Annotated in this window: 22 protein-coding genes; 12 read left to right on the forward strand and 10 right to left on the reverse strand. The window is 67.0% G+C overall.

Going from position 1 to position 22,008, the window contains the following annotated elements; all coding sequences use genetic code 11:
* Positions 1-229: 229 nt before the first annotated feature.
* Positions 230-853 carry a hypothetical protein gene (locus ACWMMN_RS20075; RefSeq protein ID WP_081051997.1) on the reverse strand — a complete coding sequence of 208 codons (624 nt, stop codon included), beginning with the start codon at positions 851-853 and terminating at the stop codon, positions 230-232.
* 811 nt (positions 854-1,664) lie between these two features.
* Between ACWMMN_RS20075 and ACWMMN_RS20080 the strand changes: the two genes are divergently transcribed.
* The 5 genes from ACWMMN_RS20080 (at position 1,665) to ACWMMN_RS20100 (ending at position 6,647) form a co-directional block, all read left to right on the forward strand.
* On the forward strand, positions 1,665-2,783 hold the full coding sequence (locus ACWMMN_RS20080) for a branched-chain amino acid ABC transporter substrate-binding protein (RefSeq protein WP_059239366.1): 1,119 nt from the start codon (positions 1,665-1,667) through the stop codon (positions 2,781-2,783).
* Between the two features lie 183 nt (positions 2,784-2,966).
* Positions 2,967-3,893, forward strand: coding sequence for a high-affinity branched-chain amino acid ABC transporter permease LivH (gene livH / locus ACWMMN_RS20085; protein WP_041493199.1), 927 nt, complete (start codon positions 2,967-2,969; stop codon positions 3,891-3,893).
* Positions 3,894-3,904: 11 nt separating this feature from the next.
* Positions 3,905-5,176 (forward strand): high-affinity branched-chain amino acid ABC transporter permease LivM, encoded by a 1,272-nt coding sequence (locus tag ACWMMN_RS20090; protein WP_486423843.1) that lies wholly within the window; start codon positions 3,905-3,907, stop codon positions 5,174-5,176.
* Entirely contained in the window at positions 5,173-5,946 is a 774-nt protein-coding gene (livG, locus tag ACWMMN_RS20095; RefSeq protein ID WP_059239370.1) for a high-affinity branched-chain amino acid ABC transporter ATP-binding protein LivG, read from the forward strand. The genes ACWMMN_RS20090 and livG overlap by 4 nt, the downstream gene beginning before the upstream one ends.
* Complete coding sequence (locus ACWMMN_RS20100; RefSeq protein WP_059239372.1) at positions 5,946-6,647, forward strand: ABC transporter ATP-binding protein; 702 nt, start codon at positions 5,946-5,948, stop codon at positions 6,645-6,647. The genes livG and ACWMMN_RS20100 overlap by 1 nt, the downstream gene beginning before the upstream one ends.
* 87 nt (positions 6,648-6,734) lie before the next feature.
* Here ACWMMN_RS20100 and ACWMMN_RS20105 read toward each other — a convergent pair whose 3' ends face one another.
* The gene (locus ACWMMN_RS20105) at positions 6,735-7,586 is read right to left on the reverse strand and encodes a LysR substrate-binding domain-containing protein (RefSeq protein ID WP_059239374.1); all 852 of its coding nucleotides are present in this window, start codon (positions 7,584-7,586) and stop codon (positions 6,735-6,737) included.
* 133 nt (positions 7,587-7,719) lie between these two features.
* On the opposite strand from ACWMMN_RS20105, the gene ACWMMN_RS20110 reads away from it, so the two are divergent.
* The 4 genes from ACWMMN_RS20110 (at position 7,720) to ACWMMN_RS20125 (ending at position 11,072) form a co-directional block, all read left to right on the forward strand.
* Positions 7,720-8,700 (forward strand): hypothetical protein, encoded by a 981-nt coding sequence (locus ACWMMN_RS20110; protein WP_486423844.1) that lies wholly within the window; start codon positions 7,720-7,722, stop codon positions 8,698-8,700.
* Between the two features lie 29 nt (positions 8,701-8,729).
* The gene (locus tag ACWMMN_RS20115) at positions 8,730-9,719 is read left to right on the forward strand and encodes a 2OG-Fe(II) oxygenase (RefSeq protein WP_486423845.1); all 990 of its coding nucleotides are present in this window, start codon (positions 8,730-8,732) and stop codon (positions 9,717-9,719) included.
* 13 nt (positions 9,720-9,732) lie between these two features.
* The gene (locus ACWMMN_RS20120; protein ID WP_059239380.1) at positions 9,733-10,656 is read left to right on the forward strand and encodes a DMT family transporter; all 924 of its coding nucleotides are present in this window, start codon (positions 9,733-9,735) and stop codon (positions 10,654-10,656) included.
* A 65-nt stretch (positions 10,657-10,721) separates the two neighbouring features.
* A complete protein-coding gene (locus tag ACWMMN_RS20125) occupies positions 10,722-11,072 on the forward strand; it encodes a VOC family protein (protein WP_059239382.1) in 351 nt (116 codons plus the stop codon).
* 35 nt (positions 11,073-11,107) lie between these two features.
* On the opposite strand, the gene ACWMMN_RS20130 is transcribed toward ACWMMN_RS20125, so the two are convergent.
* The 3 genes from ACWMMN_RS20130 to ACWMMN_RS20140 all read right to left on the reverse strand — a co-directional run bounded on the left by ACWMMN_RS20130 (position 11,108) and on the right by ACWMMN_RS20140 (position 13,468).
* Complete coding sequence (locus tag ACWMMN_RS20130) at positions 11,108-11,515, reverse strand: DUF2000 domain-containing protein (RefSeq protein WP_174992488.1); 408 nt, start codon at positions 11,513-11,515, stop codon at positions 11,108-11,110.
* Between the two features lie 44 nt (positions 11,516-11,559).
* Positions 11,560-12,417, reverse strand: coding sequence for an AraC family transcriptional regulator (locus tag ACWMMN_RS20135; RefSeq protein ID WP_342705307.1), 858 nt, complete (start codon positions 12,415-12,417; stop codon positions 11,560-11,562).
* 73 nt (positions 12,418-12,490) lie between these two features.
* Positions 12,491-13,468 (reverse strand): AraC family transcriptional regulator, encoded by a 978-nt coding sequence (locus ACWMMN_RS20140; protein ID WP_059239389.1) that lies wholly within the window; start codon positions 13,466-13,468, stop codon positions 12,491-12,493.
* A gap of 40 nt (positions 13,469-13,508) precedes the next feature.
* Here ACWMMN_RS20140 and ACWMMN_RS20145 point away from each other — a divergent pair, with 40 nt between their 5' ends.
* On the forward strand, positions 13,509-14,258 hold the full coding sequence (locus ACWMMN_RS20145; protein ID WP_342705305.1) for an SDR family oxidoreductase: 750 nt from the start codon (positions 13,509-13,511) through the stop codon (positions 14,256-14,258).
* Positions 14,259-14,327: 69 nt separating this feature from the next.
* Here the strand turns inward: ACWMMN_RS20145 and ACWMMN_RS20150 are convergent, their stop codons facing one another.
* Positions 14,328-15,629, reverse strand: a complete 1,302-nt coding sequence (locus tag ACWMMN_RS20150) for an aspartate aminotransferase family protein (RefSeq protein WP_059239392.1) — start codon at positions 15,627-15,629, stop codon at positions 14,328-14,330.
* Between the two features lie 78 nt (positions 15,630-15,707).
* Between ACWMMN_RS20150 and ACWMMN_RS20155 the strand changes: the two genes are divergently transcribed.
* Positions 15,708-16,592, forward strand: a complete 885-nt coding sequence (locus ACWMMN_RS20155; protein WP_059239394.1) for a LysR family transcriptional regulator — start codon at positions 15,708-15,710, stop codon at positions 16,590-16,592.
* Positions 16,593-16,605: 13 nt separating this feature from the next.
* Here the strand turns inward: ACWMMN_RS20155 and ACWMMN_RS20160 are convergent, their stop codons facing one another.
* The 4 genes from ACWMMN_RS20160 to ACWMMN_RS20175 are packed head-to-tail and all read right to left on the reverse strand — an operon-like array spanning position 16,606 to position 20,760.
* On the reverse strand, positions 16,606-18,039 hold the full coding sequence (locus ACWMMN_RS20160) for an isochorismate synthase (RefSeq protein ID WP_174992486.1): 1,434 nt from the start codon (positions 18,037-18,039) through the stop codon (positions 16,606-16,608).
* Positions 18,036-18,341 carry an isochorismate lyase gene (locus ACWMMN_RS20165; RefSeq protein ID WP_006484772.1) on the reverse strand — a complete coding sequence of 102 codons (306 nt, stop codon included), beginning with the start codon at positions 18,339-18,341 and terminating at the stop codon, positions 18,036-18,038. The genes ACWMMN_RS20160 and ACWMMN_RS20165 overlap by 4 nt, the downstream gene beginning before the upstream one ends.
* Positions 18,338-19,111 carry a thioesterase II family protein gene (locus ACWMMN_RS20170; RefSeq protein ID WP_059239398.1) on the reverse strand — a complete coding sequence of 258 codons (774 nt, stop codon included), beginning with the start codon at positions 19,109-19,111 and terminating at the stop codon, positions 18,338-18,340. The genes ACWMMN_RS20165 and ACWMMN_RS20170 overlap by 4 nt, the downstream gene beginning before the upstream one ends.
* Entirely contained in the window at positions 19,108-20,760 is a 1,653-nt protein-coding gene (locus ACWMMN_RS20175) for a (2,3-dihydroxybenzoyl)adenylate synthase (RefSeq protein WP_340624667.1), read from the reverse strand. Before ACWMMN_RS20175 ends, ACWMMN_RS20170 begins: the two co-directional genes overlap by 4 nt.
* Before the next feature lie 218 nt (positions 20,761-20,978).
* Between ACWMMN_RS20175 and ACWMMN_RS20180 the strand changes: the two genes are divergently transcribed.
* Entirely contained in the window at positions 20,979-21,920 is a 942-nt protein-coding gene (locus ACWMMN_RS20180; RefSeq protein ID WP_059239402.1) for a helix-turn-helix transcriptional regulator, read from the forward strand.
* Positions 21,921-22,008 lie beyond the last annotated feature (88 nt).

Consider the following 22,008-nt stretch of genomic DNA (forward strand, 5'->3'; position numbering starts at 1 on the left):
GCGAAACGGACGCGATGGGGCGGGTCACGGGGATCGGGGCGGCCGATGGTGCGCGTCAGAACAAGTCGGCGGCGAGCGACGCTGACGCGCGGAATGCGGTCCACTACTTCCACGACGATGTGTCGGAATGGCCGGAGGAATTGACTGATGCCGATGGCGATTTGATCCGGCAGGTGCGATATCAAATGTGGGCAGCCGCAATAGCAGCCACCCAACACCTCACCTCACCTCACCACCCGATATTGCAAGACGACCGCGACGTCCCCGCACCGCCGGTAGCCGTGCACTTCGTCCCCGAGCCGTTGTCGTAGAACGTCCGCGTCTCCGGCTGCGGCACCGACGGATCGAATGGATTCGGCGCCCCATGCGGGCCACGCGGCGCATCGTACGGCCGCTGCGGCGCATACGATCCACCACTACCCGCCGGCCGCGAGCCGTTAGCTCGCAGGTATTCATTCCAGTTCTGCTCGCGCTGCTCATACCCGGGCACGGCGCGGCCCAGACTATCGTTCCCGCCCGCACCGAGCGCGACGCGGTTCGGGGGCAAGGCAAAATCGGGTTCGTGTTTGAACGAAGGCGGCGATGCGACAAGCGCATCGCTTGTCGCACGCAGTGGTCGTGCATCCTGCGTATCGAACGGGCTACGTTTCACCGGCGCAGCGTACTGCACGCGTCGGCGGTTCACACGCGCCGCATGCCCGTCATCGCGAGCGGCAGCCCGCCGCTCCGCGCGAAACACGTTGGCCCCGGCCGACCGATCGGTCAGCGTATCGCGCCCGGACGCATCGGCGGCGGAAACGGAAAACGCACACGCAATCGCGGCGGCGGAAGACAAGCAGAAGGAATGATTCATCAGCGATCCAAATCAGGTGATGTGCATTGAACAAAACGGCAGATCACTGGCTGGCGGCTGGGCGACGGAGGGGCGTCGAAGCGGCCCTGAAGCGACTGCGAGGCGCGGCGGGCGCGACTCGCAGGAAGGCTGGCTGGATTGCAGAGGCGAATCCGTATTATTTCATATTAATAACGATCGCCTTTCCGAGCGACGAAAACCGTCGGCAAACAGAAGGCTTGAGCAACTTCACCCAACGCACTGCAATGGTGCCCACCAAACCAATCATCAGCTGATTGAAGAACGACGATGCGACCCTTTGCCTCCCCGACCCACGCCACGCAAAATCGCCTATCACCCAATCCCAATCCCGGCAAGGCACAGCACTAAGAAACCTGCACCGATAGCAACCAGATTGCACTCCCAGCCCCCGCCTCACAGCCCTCAAGGTTGCGCCGTCATTGCTACCGACCGTCACAACTTCCCTACGTGTTTTCCCTCGGTCGACCGGCATTTTTGACAGACGATTTAAAAACGCCCATATAATTTCGACTGCCTTGCCAACGGCTGTCGGACCATCCCTCCGATCAAGCGGTTTGGCAAGCGGGGCAGGCGAAACGCTTGCGCAATGCAAGACGCATCACGATGTCTTTCCGAACCAGACGTCCCCTTCGGGGACTGCAAGAGCCGGGCCCCGCTACGCAACATTCCGCCGGAGTTCCGTCTTCTATGTGTCTCGGGCGTGTCCCATGTCCTCGCCCCGGGTGCTGTTCGATTGCGCAAGTCATGCCGCCTTTGCCCGTATGACTAAACAACATCGAGGAGCTCCCAGATGACGCTGTCCCGTCTTACGTCCATTTCCGTCGCCGCCGTGCTGTTCGCCGCCGGCGCCGCCGCCGCGCAAGCGGAAACCGTGAAGATCGCCATCGCTGGTCCGATGAGCGGTTCGGTCGCCCAGTATGGCGACATGGTGAAGGCCGGCGCGCTGACCGCGATCGAACAGATCAACGCAGCGGGCGGTGCGGGCGGCAACAAGTTTGAAGTCGTGATGATGGACGATGCGTGCGAGCCGAAGCAGGCCGTTGCCGTCGCCAACAAGATCGTCAGCCAGAAGATCAAGTACGTGATCGGTCACGTGTGCTCGGGTTCGACGATCCCGGCCTCGGACATCTACGAGAACGAAGGCATCGTGATGGTCACGCCGTCGGCCACCGCGCCGCAGCTGACCGAAGGCAAGAAGCGCCACTTCATCTTCCGCACGATCGGCCGTGACGACCAGCAAGGCCCGGCCGCCGCGCACTACATCATCAACAACGTGAAGCCGAAGAAGGTCGCGGTCCTGCACGACAAGCAGTCGTACGGCCAGGGCATCGCGTCGTCGGTGAAGAAGGACCTCGAAGCCGCGAAGATCCCGGTCGTCCTGTTCGAAGGCATCAACGCCGGCGATTCGGATTACTCGGCGATCATCACGAAGCTGAAGTCGCAAGGCGTCGATTTCGTCTACTTCGGCGGCTATCACCCGGAAATGGGCCTGCTGATGCGCCAGGCGCGCGAGCAGGGCGTGAAGGCGACGTTCATGGGGCCTGAAGGCGTGGGCAACAAGGACGTGACGGCTATCGCCGGCCCGGCTTCGGAAGGCATGCTCGTCACGCTGCCGGCCGACTTCTCGGCCGATCCGGCCAACGCGGCGCTCGTGAAGGCGTTCGCGGACAAGAAGCGCGACCCGAACGGCCCGTTCCAGATGCCGGCATACGCAGCGGTGAAGATCATCGCCGACGCGATCGCGGGAGCGAAGACGACCGACCCGACGAAGGTCGCCGCGTACATGCACAAGACGACGTTCGACACGCCGATCGGCAAGGTCGCGTATGACGCACAGGGCGACCTGAAGGCGTTCAAGTTCGTCGTCTATACGTGGCACAAGGACGCGACGAAGACCGCCGCCAAGTAATACGGAGTACCCGCCCGCGCACCCGCCCTGTCCGAGACCCGGACGGGGCGGGTGCGTATTGGCTGCGCATCGGCCCAGTGCGCAGCCAAGGGGCGGCCCGAGACGACACCGTGCGTTGCGCGCGGCCGAACGCCGTGATCCGGCGACGGCATGCGACACAACGCCAACGGGAGCTTCCCGCACATGACTGACTTCTTTCCTCAATTCGCCCAGCAGCTGGTCAACGGCCTGACGCTGGGTGCGATCTATGCGTTGATCGCCATCGGCTACTCGATGGTCTACGGCATCATCGGCATGATCAACTTCGCCCACGGCGAGATCTACATGATCGGCGCGTACGTGGGCCTCGTGACCCTCACTGCAATCGGCATCTCCGCCGGCTATCCGCTGCCGCTCGTGCTCGGCGCCGCGCTGATCGTGTCGGTGATCGTCACCGGCCTGTACGGCTTCGCGGTCGAGCGCGTCGCGTACCGGCCGCTGCGCGGCGGCCCGCGCCTCGTGCCGCTGATCTCCGCGATCGGCATGTCGATCTTCCTGCAGAACTACGTGCAGATCGGCCAGGGCGCGCGCGACGTGTCGGTGCCGGTGCTGATCTCCGGCGCGTTCGACATTCATCTCGGCGGCGATTTCGACGTGACCATCCCGTATTCGCGCCTGATGATCGTCTGCGTGACGCTCGTGCTGATGATCGCGCTCACGCTGTTCATCTCGCATTCGCGGATGGGCCGCGCGTGCCGCGCCTGCGCCGAGGACATGAAGATGGCGAACCTGCTCGGCATCGACACGAACCGCGTGATCTCGTTCACGTTCGTGCTCGGCGCGATGCTGGCGGCCGTCGGCGGCGTGCTGATCGGGCTGACGATCGGCAAGCTGAATCCGTATATCGGCTTCGTCGCGGGCATCAAGGCGTTCACCGCCGCGGTGCTGGGCGGGATCGGCAGCATCCCGGGCGCGATGCTCGGCGGCGTGCTGCTCGGCCTCGCCGAAACCTTCGCCGCAGGCTACATGCCGGCCGAGTACAAGGACGTCGTCGCGTTCGGCCTGCTCGTGCTGATCCTGCTCTTCCGCCCGACCGGCCTGCTCGGCAAGTCGGACATCGAAAAGGTCTAAGGGAGACGCAGATGAGTCAAGTCATTTCCGTTCGCCGCCCGGCCGCCGACGCTTCGATCGGCCAGGCGCTGAAGAATGCCGTGGCCGCCGCGTTCCTGACGGCGATCCTCACGATTCCGGTGCTCGGTCTGCAGTTGAAGCTCGACGGCTATCAGGTCGTGCTGACGCCGCACTGGCGCCCGGTGTGGATCGCGGTCGCGGCCGTGTTCCTGTTCCAGTTGTTCAAGCCGTGGCTCGTGCGCGCGAAAGCGGCCGTGAAGCTGCCGGCAGTGCCGGCGATGGGCGCGCAGCACCAGCGCGTGATCATCTGGGTGATGCTCGCGGTCGGGTTCGTGTGGCCGTTCTTCGGTTCGCGCGGTGCGGTGGACGTCGCGACGCTCGCGCTGATCTACGTGATCCTCGGCCTCGGGCTGAACATCGTGGTCGGTTTCGCGGGCCTGCTCGATCTCGGCTATGTCGGGTTCTACGCGGTCGGCGGCTATACGTACGCAATGCTGAACCAGTATTTCGGGCTGTCGTTCTGGGAGTGCCTGCCGATCGCGGCGATCGCCGCGGCGACGTTCGGCTTCCTGCTCGGCTTCCCGGTGCTGCGCCTGCGCGGCGACTACCTCGCGATCGTCACGCTCGGCTTCGGCGAAATCATCCGCCTGCTCGCGAACAACCTGACGAGCCTCACCGGCGGCCCGGACGGCATCTCGAGCATTCCGAAGCCGTCGGTGTTCGGCTTCGAGATGGCGCGCTCGGCGAGCGTCGAAGGCGCGAAGACCTTCCATGAACTGATCGGGCTGGAATACAGCGGCGAGCACATGGTGATCTTCCTGTACCTGATCGCGCTGGTGCTGGTCTGCTTCACGCTGTTCGTGACGAGCCGCCTGATCCGCATGCCGATGGGCCGCGCATGGGAAGCGCTGCGCGACGACGAGATCGCGTGCCGTTCGCTCGGCCTGAACCCGACGCGCATCAAGCTGTCGGCGTTCACGCTCGGTGCCGCGTTCGCGGGTATCGGCGGCGCGTTCTTCGCGGCACGTCAGGGCCTCGTGAATCCTGAATCGTTCACCTTCATCGAATCGGCGCTGATCCTCGCGATCGTCGTGCTCGGCGGGATGGGGTCGCAGCTCGGCGTGATTCTCGCGGCGATCCTGCTGACCGTGCTGCCGGAAGTCGCGCGCGGCTTCGCCGAGTACCGGATGCTGATCTTCGGTCTCGTGATGGTGTTGATGATGATGTGGCGTCCGCAGGGCCTGCTGCCCGCGAGCCGTCCCCACGTGGAGCTGCCGCAATGAGCGCGAACGCAGAACTGTTGAAGGTCGCCGGGCTGCAGATGCGCTTCGGCGGGTTGCTCGCGGTGGACGGCATCGATTTCGACGTGCGCCGCGACGAGGTGTTCGCGATCATCGGGCCGAACGGTGCGGGCAAGACCACGGTGTTCAATTGCGTCGGCGGCTTCTACAAGCCGACCGGCGGCGACGTCGTGCTCGACGGTCACGCGATTGGCGGGCTGCCGAGCCACAAGATCGCGTTGAAGGGTCTCGTGCGGACGTTCCAGAACATCCGCCTGTTCAAGTCGCTGACCGTCGTCGAGAACCTGCTCGTCGCGCAGCATCGCAAGGTGAAGGCGGGGCTGCTGCACGGGCTGTTCGCGACGCCCGCGTATCGTCACGCGGAGAAGGAAGCGCTCGAACGCGCGGCCGTGTGGCTCGACCGGATGGGGCTGACATCGGTTGCCAACCGCCAGGCCGGCACGCTGTCGTACGGGCACCAGCGGCGTCTGGAGATCGCGCGCTGCATGATCACCGAGCCGCGCCTGCTGATGCTCGACGAGCCGGCCGCCGGCCTCAACCCGCAGGAAAAGATCGAGCTGCAGCACCTGATCGACAAGCTGCGCCGTGAATTCGGCGTATCGGTGCTGCTGATCGAACACGACATGAGCCTCGTGATGGGCGTGTCCGACCGCATCCTCGTGATGGAGCACGGCCGGCCGATCGTGATCGGCACGCCGGAGGCGGTCCGCAACGACCCGCGCGTGATCAAGGCGTATCTGGGGGAAGAGTGATGCTGAAGCTGGAACAGGTCCATACGCACTACGGCGCGGTCGAAGCGCTCGCGGGCGTGTCGATCGAGGTGAACAAGGGCGAGATCGTCACGCTGATCGGCAGCAACGGCGCCGGCAAGACGACGCTGATGATGACCGTGTGCGGCACGCCGCGCGCCTCGTCGGGCCGCGTGCTGTTCGAGGGCAAGGACATCACCGGGATGTCGACGCACCAGATCATGCGGCAGGGGATGGCGATTTCGCCGGAAGGGCGGCGCGTGTTCCCGAGCCTGACGGTGCTCGAAAACCTGAAGATGGGCGGCTTCTTCGCGAGCCGTCACGAGATCGACGACGGCATCGAGCACGTGTTCAAGCTGTTTCCGCGCCTGAAGGAGCGCGCGGCGCAGCGGGCCGGCACGATGTCGGGCGGCGAGCAGCAGATGCTGGCGATCGGCCGTGCGCTGATGAGCAAGCCGCGTTTGCTGCTGCTCGACGAACCGACGCTCGGCCTCGCGCCGCTCGTGATCGCGCAGATCTTCGACATCATCCGCACGATCCGCGACGAAGGCGTCACGGTGTTCCTCGTCGAGCAGAACGCGAACAAGGCGCTCGGCGTGGCCGATCGCGGCTACGTGCTCGAAACGGGGCGCGTGGTGCTCGCCGATACGGGCGCGAACCTGCTCGCGAACGATCGCATCAAGCAGGCCTACCTCGGCGGTTGATGCCGACAGCCGCCGGCCTGCAACGGGCCGGCGGCGTTTTGCTTTCCATGCTTGCGCATGCAAGGCCGGTTCCCGGCCTTGTCTTCCCTATCCGATCCTGAACGTGCTTTTCAGTACGTCGCGCAGATGCAGCGCGGCGCGATTGCTGTCGTCCGTCAGGATCGTGATCAGGTGCGGCGGCAGATCGGGCAGCACGATCCCGGCGACGTGGCTCGTCAGGTTGCCGGACACGCGGTCGTGTTCGATCAGGCCGACCGCGAGGCCGTTCGCGATACAGGCTTCGACTGCCGGTGAACTGGCGCTCTCGAGCAGCATCCGGTGCGCGATCCTTGCCTTCTTCAGCGCGTTCAGCGCTGTGTCGCGGTACGGGCAGCCCTGCAGCTGCACCGCGATCGGCAGCGGCGCATCGGGATTGAATTTGAACGTGCGCGCGGCGACCCACACCGGATGGGTCTTGCTGAGCAGCTCGGCGTGCGGCGGCGCCTTCGGCACGACGGCGATCGTGATGTCGAGCTGGCCGCGCGAGAACAGCAACTGCAATTCCTCGCTGGAGCGCGCTTCGACGGTCAGTTCGAGCAACGGCCGGTCGGCAGCGAAACGCGGCAGGAATTCCGCCATGAAGTGCGCCGCGTAGGAATCGGGGATGCCGAGCCGCAGCTTGCCGGTCAGCATCTGCGGCGACAGCGATTCGACGAGCCGGTCGTGGCTCAGCAGAAACTCGGTGGTGTCGCTCAGCAGCTTGTGGCCGTACTGCGTGAGTTCGACGGCCTGGTTGTTTCGCGTAAACAGGCGCTGCGCGACCATCTCCTCCAGCTTCTGGATCTGCGCGGTGACCGACGACGGGCTGCGGTTCACATGGGCGGCCGCATCCTTGAAGCGGCCGAGCTTCGCGACGGCGTGGAAGGTTCGCAGCAGGTCGACGTCCAGGGTGCGCGGCATGATTTTGTTTTTCCGAATCAGTGATTCAGGTAATGTCGATTGACGGAATTATTGAGCATCCCATATTCTCGGGTCAACAGGCAGACAACGGCAGGCAGCCGGTCGGGCGTGGCACGCATCCGGGGAATGATTCATGTCGATCAATGATTTTGTCGTAGATGCATTGGTGCGGGACAGGAAGCTGAAGGCGGAGTCGGTATGGACGGTCGAGAATCACGAGAAGTATTCGACGCTGAAGCGCACTGACGACGATGCGCGGCGGAAGGCGGCGGGGCGCGAAGTCTTTTCGCTGATGCGAAACCTGAACGAGCTGGGCGTACGAAGCCCGGCGCTGTGCGCGGATCGCGACGGCAACGGTTCGTTGCGCGAAGCGATCGGCGCGTTGAGCGAGCGGCTGGCCACGTTGTCGCGCGGCCGCGATGTCCACTACATCGAACTCGGCCCCGAGCCGGTCAAGACCACCGAACTGATGAAGGCCGTCAGCGGCGGCGGGCCCGATCATCTGCGTTACACCGCCGTCGACATCAACGAGTCGTCGGAAGACGCGATGCGGCACGCGATCATGCCGTTCCTGAAAACGCCCGGCTGTTTCAACTACATCGCCGACGATTACCGGAACGTGCAGTGGAACCATATCGATCTGGGCCAGGACGTGACGTTCATCACGATGCTCGGGTTCCAGGAGGGCAACGAGTTGCCGGTGACGATCGGCCGGCTCATCCGCAATCTCGGCGGGAAGTCGACCTACGTCGTGTCGGAGATGCAGTTGCTCGTGGAGGGGCGTGAAGAGCCGATCTACAACTTCTACCGGAACGAGAACATGGTGCGGTTCTCCGAGATCGTCAGCCGGCAGCAGGGTTTCGAGCCGCTTGGCGAGCATCATGTGTCGATCGTCCGGCTCAATCTGCTCGGCGACCAGTTCCATGTCGCGGTCACGCTGCAACCGGTGTCGAAAGCGGGAGCCGACGGGCATCTGATCACCAACGTCTGCCTGAAATACACGCCGGAGCAATTCCGCCACGTGCGCCTGAGCCACGGCAATTGTCGCGTGATCGACGAGCTGCGCAGCGGGGACGGCAGCGTCGTGTACCAGATTGCTCAGTTCAAGGGCTGAATGCCGAAACGTCGATAGCGAGGCGCGCGATGAACAAGGGAAATGCATTGCCGGTGTTTGCGCGAGGATTCGATCGGGTCAGGCTTGCGTTGCAGACGTCGCTGTCCGCCGGCGTGAACGTCGATGGCGCGATGGACGCAGCGAAGGAGCCGATGCGCTGGACGAGCGCGTGCCTGCGCGACGGTTACCAGGTGCGATATCGCCGCAACCTCGACGATATCGGCTATCGCGATGTGCCGATGCGCGGCACGCGCTCGGATGCGCTGAACGCGGTGTGCCATCTGCGCGGGCTGTTCTCCGACGAAGCGGTGAGTGCATTGCGCGAGATCGGCCGCGCGCTGGAGCACAGCGCGTCGAGCAGCAACTGGATCATCTCGAAGCGGGTGCGCGCGGTGACGAACCGCTCGCGGTTCATCGACGACATGATGCACGACCGCGCGTTCCTGATGAGGGTGTCGCGTCTCGCCGGTGCGCCGCTGATCCCGTATCCGATGGTCAATGCGCGGTCGCAGTTCAACTACTACTATCCGACGGACCACGGTGACGACGGCAAGGCGCAGGTGGGCATGTGGCACACCGACGGCACCAGTTTCGTGCTGAACATCGTGCTGTCGGATCGCTCGGAATACGAGGGCGGCAACTTTCTGTTCTACGAATCGACCGCGGAGACGTTCGACCGCCACGATCGCGCGCGCCGGCATGTGAAGACCGCGAAACTCGACAACGCGGGCGACGCGCTGCTCATCTACGGCAGCAAGCTGTTTCATGGCGTCGAACCGGTCGAGGCCGGGCGCCGCATGTCGCTGGTGTTGTCGTTTCATTGCCCGTACACGCGCGAGGACGACAACGGGTTCTGGCACCTCGCATCGGACGACGGCATTCCGCGCACGATCGTCAACTGGCTGGCGCTGCAGCGCGCGCTCAGGGACGACGCCGAACTGCAGTATCGCCGCCTGGGGCTCGAGCCGATTCGCCCCAGGGAACTGGACGACCAGCGCCTGTCCCCGGCCACTTTCTGAGAGCCGTCGCCCCATGCAGCTATTCCTGCTTCAGCTCGTGTTCGTGTTGTCATGGAGTTCCGGTTTCATCGGCGCGAAGCTCGGCGCGGAAACGGCCGGTGCGTTCAACCTGCTGTTCTGGCGGTTCCTGCTCGTCACGCTGTGCCTCGCGATCGTCCTCAACCGGCAGCTTGGGCGCCTGACGCTCGAAAAAATCCGCTATCACGCGGTGATCGGTTTCCTGTCGCAGTTTCTCTATTTGACCTGCGTCTATATCGCGATTCAGCACGGCCTGCCGCCGGGTATCGCCGCGATCGTCGCGGCGTTGCAGCCGCTCATCACGGCCGCGATGACGTCGCTCGAAGGCAGCGAGCGCAGCGGGGCGCGCCAGTGGGCCGGGCTCGTCGTCGGGTTCGTCGGCGTGGGCATCGTGATCGGCGGGCAGTATGCGCTGCCGGCAGGGTCGGTCGGAATCGTCATGTATCTGCTGCCGCTGGTGTCCGCGCTGGGACTGTCGATCGCGACGATCTATCAGCGGCGGCGCGCACTGACGGCCGCGCGCAGCAACGAGGACGGGCTGTTCCTGCCGCTGTTCGTGCAAGGGTGCGTGAGCCTCGTGCTGTTCGCGGCGTGCGGGATCGCCACGGGCAACCTGCATGTGCCGGCGCAGCCGAACGTGTGGGTGTCGGTCGTGTGGCTGACGGTGTTCTCGACCTTCATCGCGTACCTGTCGTTGTGGGCGCTGCTCAAGCGCATGCCCGCGACACGCGTGGCGACCCTCGTCTATCTCGAGCCGCCGGTGACGCTGATGTGGGCCGCGTGGATGTTCGGCGACCGGATCGAGGTGACGACCTACCTCGGTATCGTTGTCGTCGCGATCGGTGTGTGGCTCGCCGGCAAGCAGGTCGAGCGGCCCGCGCGGGCGCGGCGGCAGGAAATGGAGGCGGCCGGCCGCTGACGCACTGGTTGCGCACGCGAATCCGGTGTAGCTTCGCGGGACAGCCCGGCTCGCGGAGGAACCCGATGAAAGTCAAACGGATCGTCGCCAATATCGACACACGATCAGGCGACGACGCAAAGCGCTTTTACCAGCAGATCTTCGGCCTCGACCTGCTGATGGACCACGGCTGGATTGCGACGTACGGCAATGCCGAGCAGATGGACGTGCAGATCAGCTTCGCATCGCAGGGCGGATCGGGTACGCCGACGCCCGATCTGTCGATCGAGGTCGACGACGTCGACGAAGCGCTCGAACGCGTTCGGGCAGCCGGCATTCCCGTCGAATACGGGCCGGCCGACGAGCCGTGGGGCGTACGGCGGTTCTACGTGCGCGATCCGTTCGGCAAACTCGTCAACGTGCTCGCGCATCGCTGACCTGAAGCGTCGGGCCGAATGCGGCGTTTCAACGTTCAAGCGTGCAACGCCAGCCCCTTCACCGCCTTGTCCACGGCCTTCTTCGGCCCGTGCAACGCCAGGCCGACCAGATCGGGATTCGCCGCATCCCCGGCACGAAACGCTGCGCGGTTGGCCGCGTCGTGCCCGGTCGAGAACATCGCGCGTACGTAAGGCACGATCGTCAGTTCGCGCGATAGCGCCTGCCGGTGCGCGGCCTGCAACCCGTTCAGATCGGCCGCGAACACCAGCATCGGCTGGCCCAGCATCCGGCTGTAGCGGCGGCCGGCCGCATCCTCGTAAGGCTCGCCGAGCGCTTCGGGCGCACCGGCCGCGACGCCCGTCGCGAGAAACGCGACGACATTGAGTTTCTGCCACGCCGCGAGATCGTCGCGCACGATCAGCGCTACTTTCGTATCGAACATGCTTGCTCCTGGTTGGAACATCCATGATCGGATGCCGCGCGCGATCAGTCTGGAACGTTTGTGCAGAGTTGCCGGTAGGCGGCCGGCGTGATCCGGTACGCGCGGCGGAACCAGCGGCCGAGATGGCTCTGGTCGGCAAAGCCGACGTCCGCGGCCGTCTGCGCGGGCGTGCGGCCGGCCGCCAGCAGCCTGCGCGCGGCGCGCAGCCGCAAGCGCACCAGGTACGCATGCGGCGACGTGCCGAATGCGCGCTGGAACATCCGCGTCAGCCGGAACCGGTCGATGCCGGCGACGCTGGCGAGCTCGTCGAGGCCGATGTTGCCGTCCATGTGTGCGTGCAGCAGATCGCGCACGCGCGCGATCGCGGGCGGCACGACGCCGCTCTCCAGCGCGAGCGGGCCGCGCAGTTCGCCGCCGAGCCGTGTCAGCAGGCGGTCGAGCGTCTGGTCCCGTGCGAGCCGGCCTTCGTCGTCGTGGATCGCGAAGAATGCGTTCCGGATCGCATCGACGAGGCTGCGGTCGTCGACGAGCGTGTGGCCGAACGTGGCTTCGACGCCGCCGAGGCCCGGCAGGTCCAGCCGGCGCGCGGCGCGCTCGACCCACGCTTGCGGCAGGTACAGCATGCCGTAGGTGAAGCCGCCGGCTTCGGGCGCGTGGCCGTCGTGCATCGCACCCGGCTCGATCAGGATCGCGCGGCCCGGCACGCTCGTATGCAGCGAACGGTGGCACTGGAAGCGCTGCACGCCCTGTTCGGTGAAGCCGACCAGCATGTCGTCGTGGTCGTGCGCGTCGTAGGCATGGCCGTTGAAATGCGCGTGGAGGCTTTCGATGCCGGTTTCCGCATCGCGCCGCGCGACGAGCCAGTGGTCGGTCGTGGCGGGGGCCTTTGCCGCTGTCGTCATCGGATGCCTCGCGCGTCGTCGTTGCGTGACGGGTAGTGTACGCAGGTCGCGGATTGGCGGTGGCGGGCGCGGCTCATGCTGCGTTGGTCGCGGCCTGTTCTTCACGTGCATATTGCGCGGGCGGCCGGCCGACGTGGCGCGTGAACGCGACGCTGAACGTGCTGGCCGAGCTATAGCCGACGCGCCCCGCGATCTCCGCGATGCGGCCGTCGTGACGGCGGAGCAGGTCTTTCGCGAGCGCCATGCGCCACGTGAGCAGGTATTCCATCGGCGCGACACCAACCGCGCGGCTGAAGCGTTCGAAGAACGTCGAGCGCGACAATGCGGCCTCCTTCGCCAACGCGACGATCGTCCACGGATGCGCGGGGCTTTCGTGCATCCGGCGGATCGCGGCGGCGAGACGGCTGTCGGCGAGCCCGCGCACGAGGCCGGGCGACGCGTGCGTGCCGGACGTGAAGCGCAACGCCTCGATCAGCAGCACTTCCAGCAGGCGTGCCAGCACGATCTCGCGGGCAGGCCGTTGCGCGCGCGATTCGTCGCGCACCAGTTGCACGAGCGTGGTCAGCCGCGGTTCCCCGCGCACGTGCACGAACCGGGGCAGCAGCGACACCAGCAGCGATGCGTCGGGAGAACCGAAGCTGCAGTTGCCGGCCATCATCCGCGTGTCGACCGGGTTGGCCGGATCGCCGATCCGGTATTCGCCGTGGTCGAGCGCGACCGGCGGCGCGGTTTCGACGCCCGGCGCCGGCGGTTCGAGGCTGGACATCGCGACGCCGTAGGCCGCCGGAATCAGCATGAAATCGCCCGGCAGCAGTTCGATCGGCGCATGCCCGTCGATCGCGATCCGGCACCCGCCGTCGAGGATCGCGCAGTAGAACGGCTCGCCGGCGACCGTGCGGTTGATCGCCCATGGGCTCGCACCGCGCACGTACTTCGAGTACCGCGCGCCCGGTTGCAGCAGTGTCACGACTTCGGTCAGCGGGTCGATCATTGCCGGACTCTCGCAAAAGAAAAGCGGATTTTCGATTGTAGCGAATACGGATCCGGCCATCTATCGTACGAACACCTGCTCACACATCACAGGAGTTCGCATGAAGACCGTACTGATTACCGGCTGTTCCTCCGGCTTCGGCCTCGAGATCGCGCGCCATTTCCTGGCCCGCGACTGGCGGGTCGTCGCGACGATGCGCACGCCGCGCGAGGACGTGCTGCCGCCGTCGGCGCATTTGCGCGTACTGCCGCTGGACGTGACGAACGCGGACAGCATCCGCGCCGCGATCGACGCGGCCGGCCCGATCGACGTGCTCGTCAACAACGCAGGCTTCGGCGCGGCCGCACCGGCCGAGCTGACGCCGCTCGATACGGTACGCGCGCTGTTCGAGACCAACACGATCGGCACGATCGCGCTCACGCAGGCCGTGCTGCCGCAGTTTCGCGAGCGCGGCGCCGGCGTGGTCGTGAACGTCACGTCGAGCGTCACGCTGAAGGCGCTGCCGCTGGTCAGCGCGTACCGCGCGAGCAAGGCGGCGGTCAATGCGTTCACCGAGTCGATGGCGGCCGAACTCGCGCCGTTCGGCGTGCGCACGCATCTCGTGCTGCCGGGCCGGGCGCCCGACACGCGTTTCGGCGACAACGCGCGCGCGAACATGCACGGCTTCGAGCACGAAGCGTATGCGGACTTCGTCGGGAAGGCGATCGCGCGGATGCTCGACGCGTCTGCGCCGATCACCCATGCGGAGGATGTCGCCGACGCCGTATGGCGTGCGGCGACCGATCCGTCGAGCCCGATGCGCATGCCGGCCGGCGCCGATGCGCTAGCGTGGGCGGCGGAAGCAGGCTGATCGATCGGGCATCCGTCGCGCTGATCCGTTGAACCGGCGCGATGGTATCGCGTGATGCGGGGCAGGGCGTTACAGCGCGCGCGTGATCGCCTGTTCCAGCAGCGACAGGCCGAGGTCGATTTCTTCGTCGCTGACGGTCAGCGGCGGCGCGATCCGGAACACGCCGCCCATGCCGGGCAACTGCACGATGTTCATGCTGAGCCCGAGGTTCATGCACTCGCGCGTGATCTTCGCGCCGAGCCCGTCCGCCGGCTCCTTCGTGCGGCGATCCTTGACGATCTCGACGCCGAGCAGCAGCCCGCGCCCGCGCACGTCGCCGATGCAGTCGAACCGCTCCATCAGGTCGAGCAGGCCGCGCCGGAGCCGGTCGCCCATCACGTTGGCCCGCTCGACGAGCCCGTCGCGCTGCACCACGTCGAGCACGCGCAGGCCGACCGCAGCCGGCAGCGGATCGGACACGTGCGTCGTGTAGAACAGGTAGCCGAGCGCGTGCGCACGTTCCTCGATGGCCGCGGACGTCACGATCGCCGCGAGCGGCAGCCCGGCGCCGAGCGTCTTCGACAGCGTCAGGATGTCGGGCGTCACGCCGTCGCGCTGGCACGCGAACATCGTGCCGGTGCGGCCGATGCCCGTCTGCGCTTCGTCGAGGATCAGCAGCATCCCGCGCTCCTCGCACTTGCGCTTGAGCGCCGCCATATAGCCTTCCGGCAGCTCGATGATTCCGCCCGAACTGAGGATCGGTTCCGCGATGAACGCGGCGAGGTTGCCGCTCGACTGCCGGTCGATCAGATCGAATGCGTAGTCGAGTTCGGCGAGAGAGTCATAGGCGCCGTTGCGCTCGAAACGCGGCCGGTACGTGAACGGCGCGGGAATCGCGAACGAACCGACCGACGCCGGGCCGACGCCCTTGCGGCCGGCGCTGTAGGTGGCCGATGCGGCCGCGCCCGTCATTCCATGCCACGACTGCGCGAAGCCGACGATCTCGTACTTGCCGGTGACGAGCTTGGCCATCCGGATCGCCGCCTCGTTCGACTCCGCGCCGGTGCTCAGCAGCAGCGCGCGATCGAGCCCGGGCGGCGTGACGTCGGCGAGGCGCGTCGCGAGATCGACGACCGGCCGCGACAGCATGCCGCTGAACAGGTGGTCGAGCTTGCCCGCGTATTCGCTGATCACGGACACGATTTCCGGATGGCTGTGGCCGAGCACCGCGCTCATCTGGCCCGACGTGAAATCGAGGATCGCGCGGCCGTCGGCGTCGTAGACGAAGCTGCCTTTCGCGCGCTCGATGATCATCGGCTCGAACGTGCCGCCGTAGCGGACCAGGTGCTGCCTGGCGTTGCGCCAGAAGGTTGCGTCGTCGTTCAGGGACATCGGGCGTCTCCGGGCAAAAGGGCAGGGATCGCTTGCAGTCTAGGCGCGCGTCTGGTTTGATGGAAACGAATAGTTCTTATGCAAGGTAGAAAAGGAGCTAATACCTTGGGGCTTTCGCTTGAAATCGACCTGCTGCGTTCGTTTGTCGTGATCGCCGAGGTGCGCGCGCTCAGCCGCGCGGCCGCGCGCGTCGGCCGCACGCAGTCGGCGCTCAGCCAGCAGATGAAGCGGCTCGAGGAAGTGGTCGACCAGCCGCTGTTCCAGCGCACCGGCCGGGGCGTGGTGCTGACGCATCCGGGCGAGCGGCTGCTCGTGCACGCGCAGCGCATCCTGCGGCTGCACGACGAGGCGATGGCCGACCTGTGCGGCACGGGGCTGTCGGGCACGATCCGGTTCGGCTGCCCGGACGATTACGCGGAGGTCTGGCTGCCGTCGCTGCTGCGGCAGTTTTCGAGCCAGCATCCGCAGGCGATCGTCGAGGTCGTATGCGGGCCGACGCCGCGGCTGATCGAACAGCTGGAGAAGCGTGCGGTCGATCTGGCGATGATTTCATTGCCGGACGACGGCGCGAACGACGACATCATTCGCCGCGAGCAACTCGTGTGGATCGGCTATCCGGGGCTGGAGCCCGCACATTTCGATCCGCTGCCGCTCGCGCTGTCCGATCGCGATACGCTCGATCACCTCGCGGCCTGCGAGGCGCTGGATCGCGCCGGTCGCGATTACCGCGTCGCCTATGCGAGCAGCAGCCTCGCGGGGTTGATCGCGCTGGTGCGCTCGGGGCAGGCGTTCGCGGTGATGACGCAGACGGCCGTGCCGGCCGACCTCGCGATCGTGAACGGCGATCCGCGATTGCCGCCGTTGCCGGCCGTGGGCATCGCGCTGAAGTTCGACCGGAAGCGGCCGTCGCACCTGACAACGGCGTTTGCCGAACATATCCGGCAAACGCTGCCGTTGCTTTGATGGCCGGCATGAATCAGTCGACCATCGACGAAGCCGACACCTGCGTGCGGCCTTGCGTATCCGCCACCGCATCGCGCATGCGGATCGCCGCCTGCATCCCGGACAGCTTCAGTTCGGTTTCCTGATATTCGTTGACCGGCTCGGAATCGCCGACGATGCCGCAGCCCGCGAACAGCCTGCACGCGCCACCCTCGACCAGCGCCGAGCGCAGCGCGACGATGAAGTCGCCGTTGCCGTGCGCGTCGATCCAGCCGATCGGTGCCGCATACCAGCCGCGGTCGAAGCCTTCATGCTTGCGGATGTGCTCGAGCGCCGGTGCGCGCGGATGGCCGGCCACGGCAGGCGTCGGATGCAGCGCCGCGACGACCTGCAGCAGCGTCGCGTCGGCATTCAGCGTCGCGCGGATCGGCGTGCTCAGGTGCTGAAGCTTCGGCAGCCGGTGCAGCGACGGCTGCCTGGGCACGTCGAGCGTGCGCGACAGCGGCGCCAGCGCGGCCCGGATCGCGTCGACGACGAGCGCGTGTTCGAGCCGCTCCTTCGCGGAATCCATCAGCGCCGCGCCGAGTGCGCGATCGTCGTCGGGCGTGGCGCCGCGCCGGATCGTTCCGGCGAGCGCATGCGTGCGCACGTCGCCGGCCGCGACACGCGCGAGCCGTTCCGGCGTGGCACCGATGAAACACGCGCCTTCGCGACGAACCGCGAACAGGTGGGCATGTGCGTCGCGCCGCCGGAGCCGGCGCAGCAGCGGTGCGATCGCGACGGGCCGCGCGTACTGTTCGAGCACGTCGCGCGCGAGTACGACCTTGCCGAACGCGCCGCTGTGGATCGTGTCCACCGCGCGCCGGACTTCGTGCTGCCATTCGCTCGCCTGGAGCGCCTGCGTGTGCAGCAGGTGCGGCGCGTCGTCTTCCGCGACAGGCGCAAGCGCGCCGAGCGACTCGATGCGCGCCAGGCACGCATGCGCGAGCGCGGCCGGATCGTCGTGAGCGGCGACGACGTGCTGGCAGACGGCCCAGTGTGCGTCGCCTTCGCGCACGATCAGCAGCCGGGCCAGCGTCATGGCGGCATCGGGAAACGGCGCCCAGTGCGCGCTGCGCGGGCCGTGCGAATCGAACCGGAAGCCGCCGACGAGGCGCGGCGGCTGCGGGCCGGCCGTGATCGCGTCGCGAACGAGCGTGCGCCAGCGCGCATCGATTTGCGCGAAGCGCGTGCCGCCCGTGGCGCTCAGTTCGAGTGCGCGGTCCCAGCCGAACAGCGTGACGGACGCATCGCCGGCCTCGTGGAAGAACCACGGCGTGACGCCGTCGTCCCAGGCGGCGATCAGGTCGAAGAAATCGAGCGGCCGCAGCGGCACCGATACCGATGCGAGCGTCGGCTCGCCGGTGGCGGCCGCGCGGCCGGCCGCCCGCGCAAAGGTGTCGTGCAGCAGCGGAAGGCCGGCGTTCATGCGAGCCCCCGCTGCTGCCGCCAGTATTGCGTCTGCTGCGCGATGTACCACGCGATGAGCTGGGCGAACAGCGTTTCGACGTAATCGGCGTCGAGGCCGGCCTGCTCGGCCCAGCGGCGCCGGTCGGGCAGCATCGCGGCCACCCGCTCGGGCGCGGCGATGCTCGCTTCGTCGGGCTTGAAGCGCGACGCGGCCTTCACGTACTGCATGCGCCGGCCGAGCGCGTCGATGATGTCGGCGTCCAGGCGATCGATGGCTTCGCGAATGTCGGGAAGCCCCGTGCAGGCGTCCGGTGTTTTCATGTGTACTCCTTTCCGTAACGAAGGGATTGGTCGATCCGTTCGACCAGATGCGCGATCACCGCCGGGTATTGGTGTCGCAGGTAGAAGTGGTCGCCGTTGAACGTCTCGATGCGGATCCGGCGCGACGCGACGTCCTGCCACGCGTGCGCCTCGTCGTTGTCGAGCTCGGTGTCGGCGAGCGGCAGCATCACGCCGAGCGGCGCGTCGATGCGCGGCGGCCGGTCGCGTCGATACGTTTCGATCGCGCGGTAGTCGTGGCGGATCATCGGCAGGTAGATCGCGCGCATTTCCGGGTCGGCGAGCAGCGCGGCGTGTTCGCCGGACAGCCGGGCGACATCGCCGACGAGCGCGTCGTCGGATTGCAGGTGCAGGTCCGACAGGCGCTGGCGATGCGGCGGCGGCAGCGCGGACACGGCCACGTAGAGCGGCGCGGCGCCGCGCGCTTCGAGCCGCACCGCGACTTCGTACGCGAGCGCCGCGCCGAGGCTGTGCCCGAACAGCACGAGCGGCGCGTGCGCATAGCGTTGCAGCGCGTCGGCGGCGGGGCCGGCGAGCGCTTCGATCGATTGCAGGCACGGCTCGCCGAAGCGCTCCTCGCGGCCCGGATACTGCAGCGCGAGCAGATCGACATCCCACGGCAGCGCCCGGCTCCAGTTGCGAAAGAAATTCGCGGTGCCGCCCGCGTGCGGAAAGCACACGAGCTGCGCACGCGCGCACGGCGACAGCCGCAATTCGCGGATCCAGTTCGAATCGGTCGGGTGTACGGTCATGCGGCTGCCGCCTCCAACTGGCGGCGCAGCAGGTCGCGCAGCGATTTCTTGCTGGTCTTGCCGATGCCGGTTTCCGGGAAGCGCGGCATGAACTCGATGCGATCGGGAATCTTGAAGGCCGCGAGCCCGCAGTCGCGCAGGTAGCGTTTCAGCGTCAGCCTGGTCGGTGCGGGCGCGCGTGCCACGACGAAGGCGCAGGTCCGCTCGCCGAGCATCGGGTCGGGCATCGCGACGACCGCCGCGTCGTGCACCTGCGGATGCGCGAGCAACAGGTTCTCCACTTCCTCGGCCGACACCTTCTCGCCGCCGCGGTTGATCTGGTCCTTGTCGCGGCCTTCGACGACGAGATCGCCGTCCGCGGTGCGCCGCACGCGGTCGCCGCTGCGGTAGAAACCGTCGGCCGTGAACGCGGCCGCATTGTGGTCGGCGAGCCGGTAGTAGCCGCGTATCGTGTACGGGCCGCGCACCTGCAGTTCGCCGATTTCGCCGGGCGCAACCGGTGCGCCGGCGTCGTCGACGATGCGCACTTCGTCACCGTCCGAGACGGGGCGGCCCTGCGTGTGCGCGATGCGCTCGGGCGTATCGTCGAGCCGCGTGCAGCAGATGAGCCCTTCGGCCATGCCGAACACCTGCTGCAGCCGACAGCCGAGCACGGGCGTCACGCGTTCCGCCGCATGGTCCATCAGCCGTGCGCCGCCGACCTGCAGCACGCGCAGGCTCGACAGGTCGGCCTGCCGTTGCGGCTGCTCGTCGAGCCACAGCAGCGCGAGCGGCGGCACGAGCGCGGTATGCGTGACGCGCTCCTGCGCAATCAGCGCGAAGCTCTGGTCGGGCTCCGGCCGCGCGGTCGTGACGACCCGGCCGCCCGCGAGCAACGCGCCGATCGTGCCGGGGCAGCACAGCGTGAAGTTGTGCGCCATCGGCAGCGCGGCGAGATACACGGTGCCGGCATCGAAACCGCTCGCGGCGCTGCATGCGCGCACGTTGTACAGGTATTCGCGATGGCGGCGCGGAATCAGCTTCGGCGTGCCGGTCGTGCCGCCCGACAGCTGGAAGCACGCGATGTCGTCGGCGTGCGCCGCGCATTCGTGCACGGGCGGCGCGTCGTACAGCGCGTCGAACGGCGTGAACGGATGATCGTCGCCGGCCATCACGATGTGCTCGAGCGCCGGGCAGTCGGCCTGCAATGCGGCCGCGAGCGGCCGGCAGTCGAAATCGCCGAGCTGCGACGCGCACAGGTACGCACGTGCGCCGGCGAAGCGGCAGAACGCGCCGATCTCGTAGTGCCGGTGCGCGGGCAGCGCGAGCACCGGCCGCACGCCGAGCTGGAACAGCGCGAAGCACGTTTCGATGAAGCGCGCGCCGTTGGGCAACTGGACGACGACCGCATCGCCGCGCGCGAGGCCGAGGCGCGCGAGGCCGCCCGCAAGACGGCGAATGCGGTCCAGCAGGTCGCGATAGCCGAGCCGGCAGGCGCCGTCGACGATGGCGAGCGCGTCGGGATGGCGCCGCGCGCATGCATCGAGCGCGTCGAAGAACGTCGTGTCCTGCCAGTAGCCGGCGTCGCGATAGCGGCGCGCGAAGTCGTCCGGCCAGTCGGGCGCGTCGGCCGGCACGGCCGCCGCCAGGGAGGAAGGGGAGGATTGCATGCGCTGACCTTGGGTTCCGGCAAGTTGTCAAAAAATGTAAATGAGAGGTATTATCATTTGGAACAGGTGCTGCGATAGCGCCGTTTCTTTTGATATCGCGGCAATTTCATTCGATCGGGGCGCCGTCGCGCGGCGCCCGCCCGGTCCGGCCGGACAATCGGCCGGTTGCCGCCGGCGCGCGCCGGTCCGCGCGTGCCGCCTAACCCACGGACCCACCGATGAGATCGACCACCTTCGCTTCGTCACGACGTCACCCGCCGGTGCTCGTGCCCGGCAACCACCCGGGCGTGGTGCACATCGACGCGGGCATGAAACTCATGAGCGGCACGCTGTGCTCGGACAGCCGCGACTGGTACGAGGAGCCGCTCGAAAAAGGGCTGAAGCTCGTCCTCGTGCAGAGCGGGCAGCTGCGCTGCCGCGTGCCGGGCCAGCCCGAGCAGTGCATCAAGGGGCCGGGCCTGTGCGTGATCGCCAACGACGGCGAATTCACGACGCACCAGATCTACGACCGCGACGTGCCGCTGCGCTACACGATCGTGCAGCTCGGCCTCGACGCGCTCGACCGCAACCTGAGCCTGCTGCCGGAGAAGATGCTTGCGCCGACGGGCGGCGATCCGCGCATCGTCAGTTGCCCGGCGTCGAAGGCGCTGCAGGCGCTCGCCGTGCAGATCGCCACCTGCCCGTTCGAGGGCGCGGTGCGCGAGTACTACCTGAAGGCGAAGGCATTCGAGCTGACCGCGCTGAGCGCGCAGTTGCTGGCGACGCAGCGGCAGTTCGCGCCGGCCGACGTGCGCGTCACGTCGTCGGACGTCGAGCGCGTGTATGCGGCGAGCGACATCCTGACGCGCGAGCTCCAGCAGCCGCCGACGCTCGATGCGCTCGCGGGCCGGGTCGGGATGAATTCGCGCAAGCTGACGGCCGGGTTCCGCAAGGTGTTCGGCACGAGCGTGTATGCGTACCTGCAGGAATACCGGCTGCGGACCGCGCACGCGATGCTGTGCGCGGAGGACGCGAACGTGTCGACCGTCGCGTACCGCGTCGGCTACAGCCCCGCGCATTTTTCGATCGCATTCCGCAAGCGCTACGGTATTTCGCCGAGCGATATCCGCGTGTCGCCCAACGCGATCGACAACGAGGAATGGGCGGACGCGGCGATCTAAAACAACTGACCGGCAGCCTAAAGGAATCGACCGGGCTCATGGGTGTGAATGAGATAGATTCTCATTTGCAGGTGGCCGCCAGTGTGCG

This window comes from Burkholderia cepacia complex sp. TUM26381 (assembly GCF_057439935.1).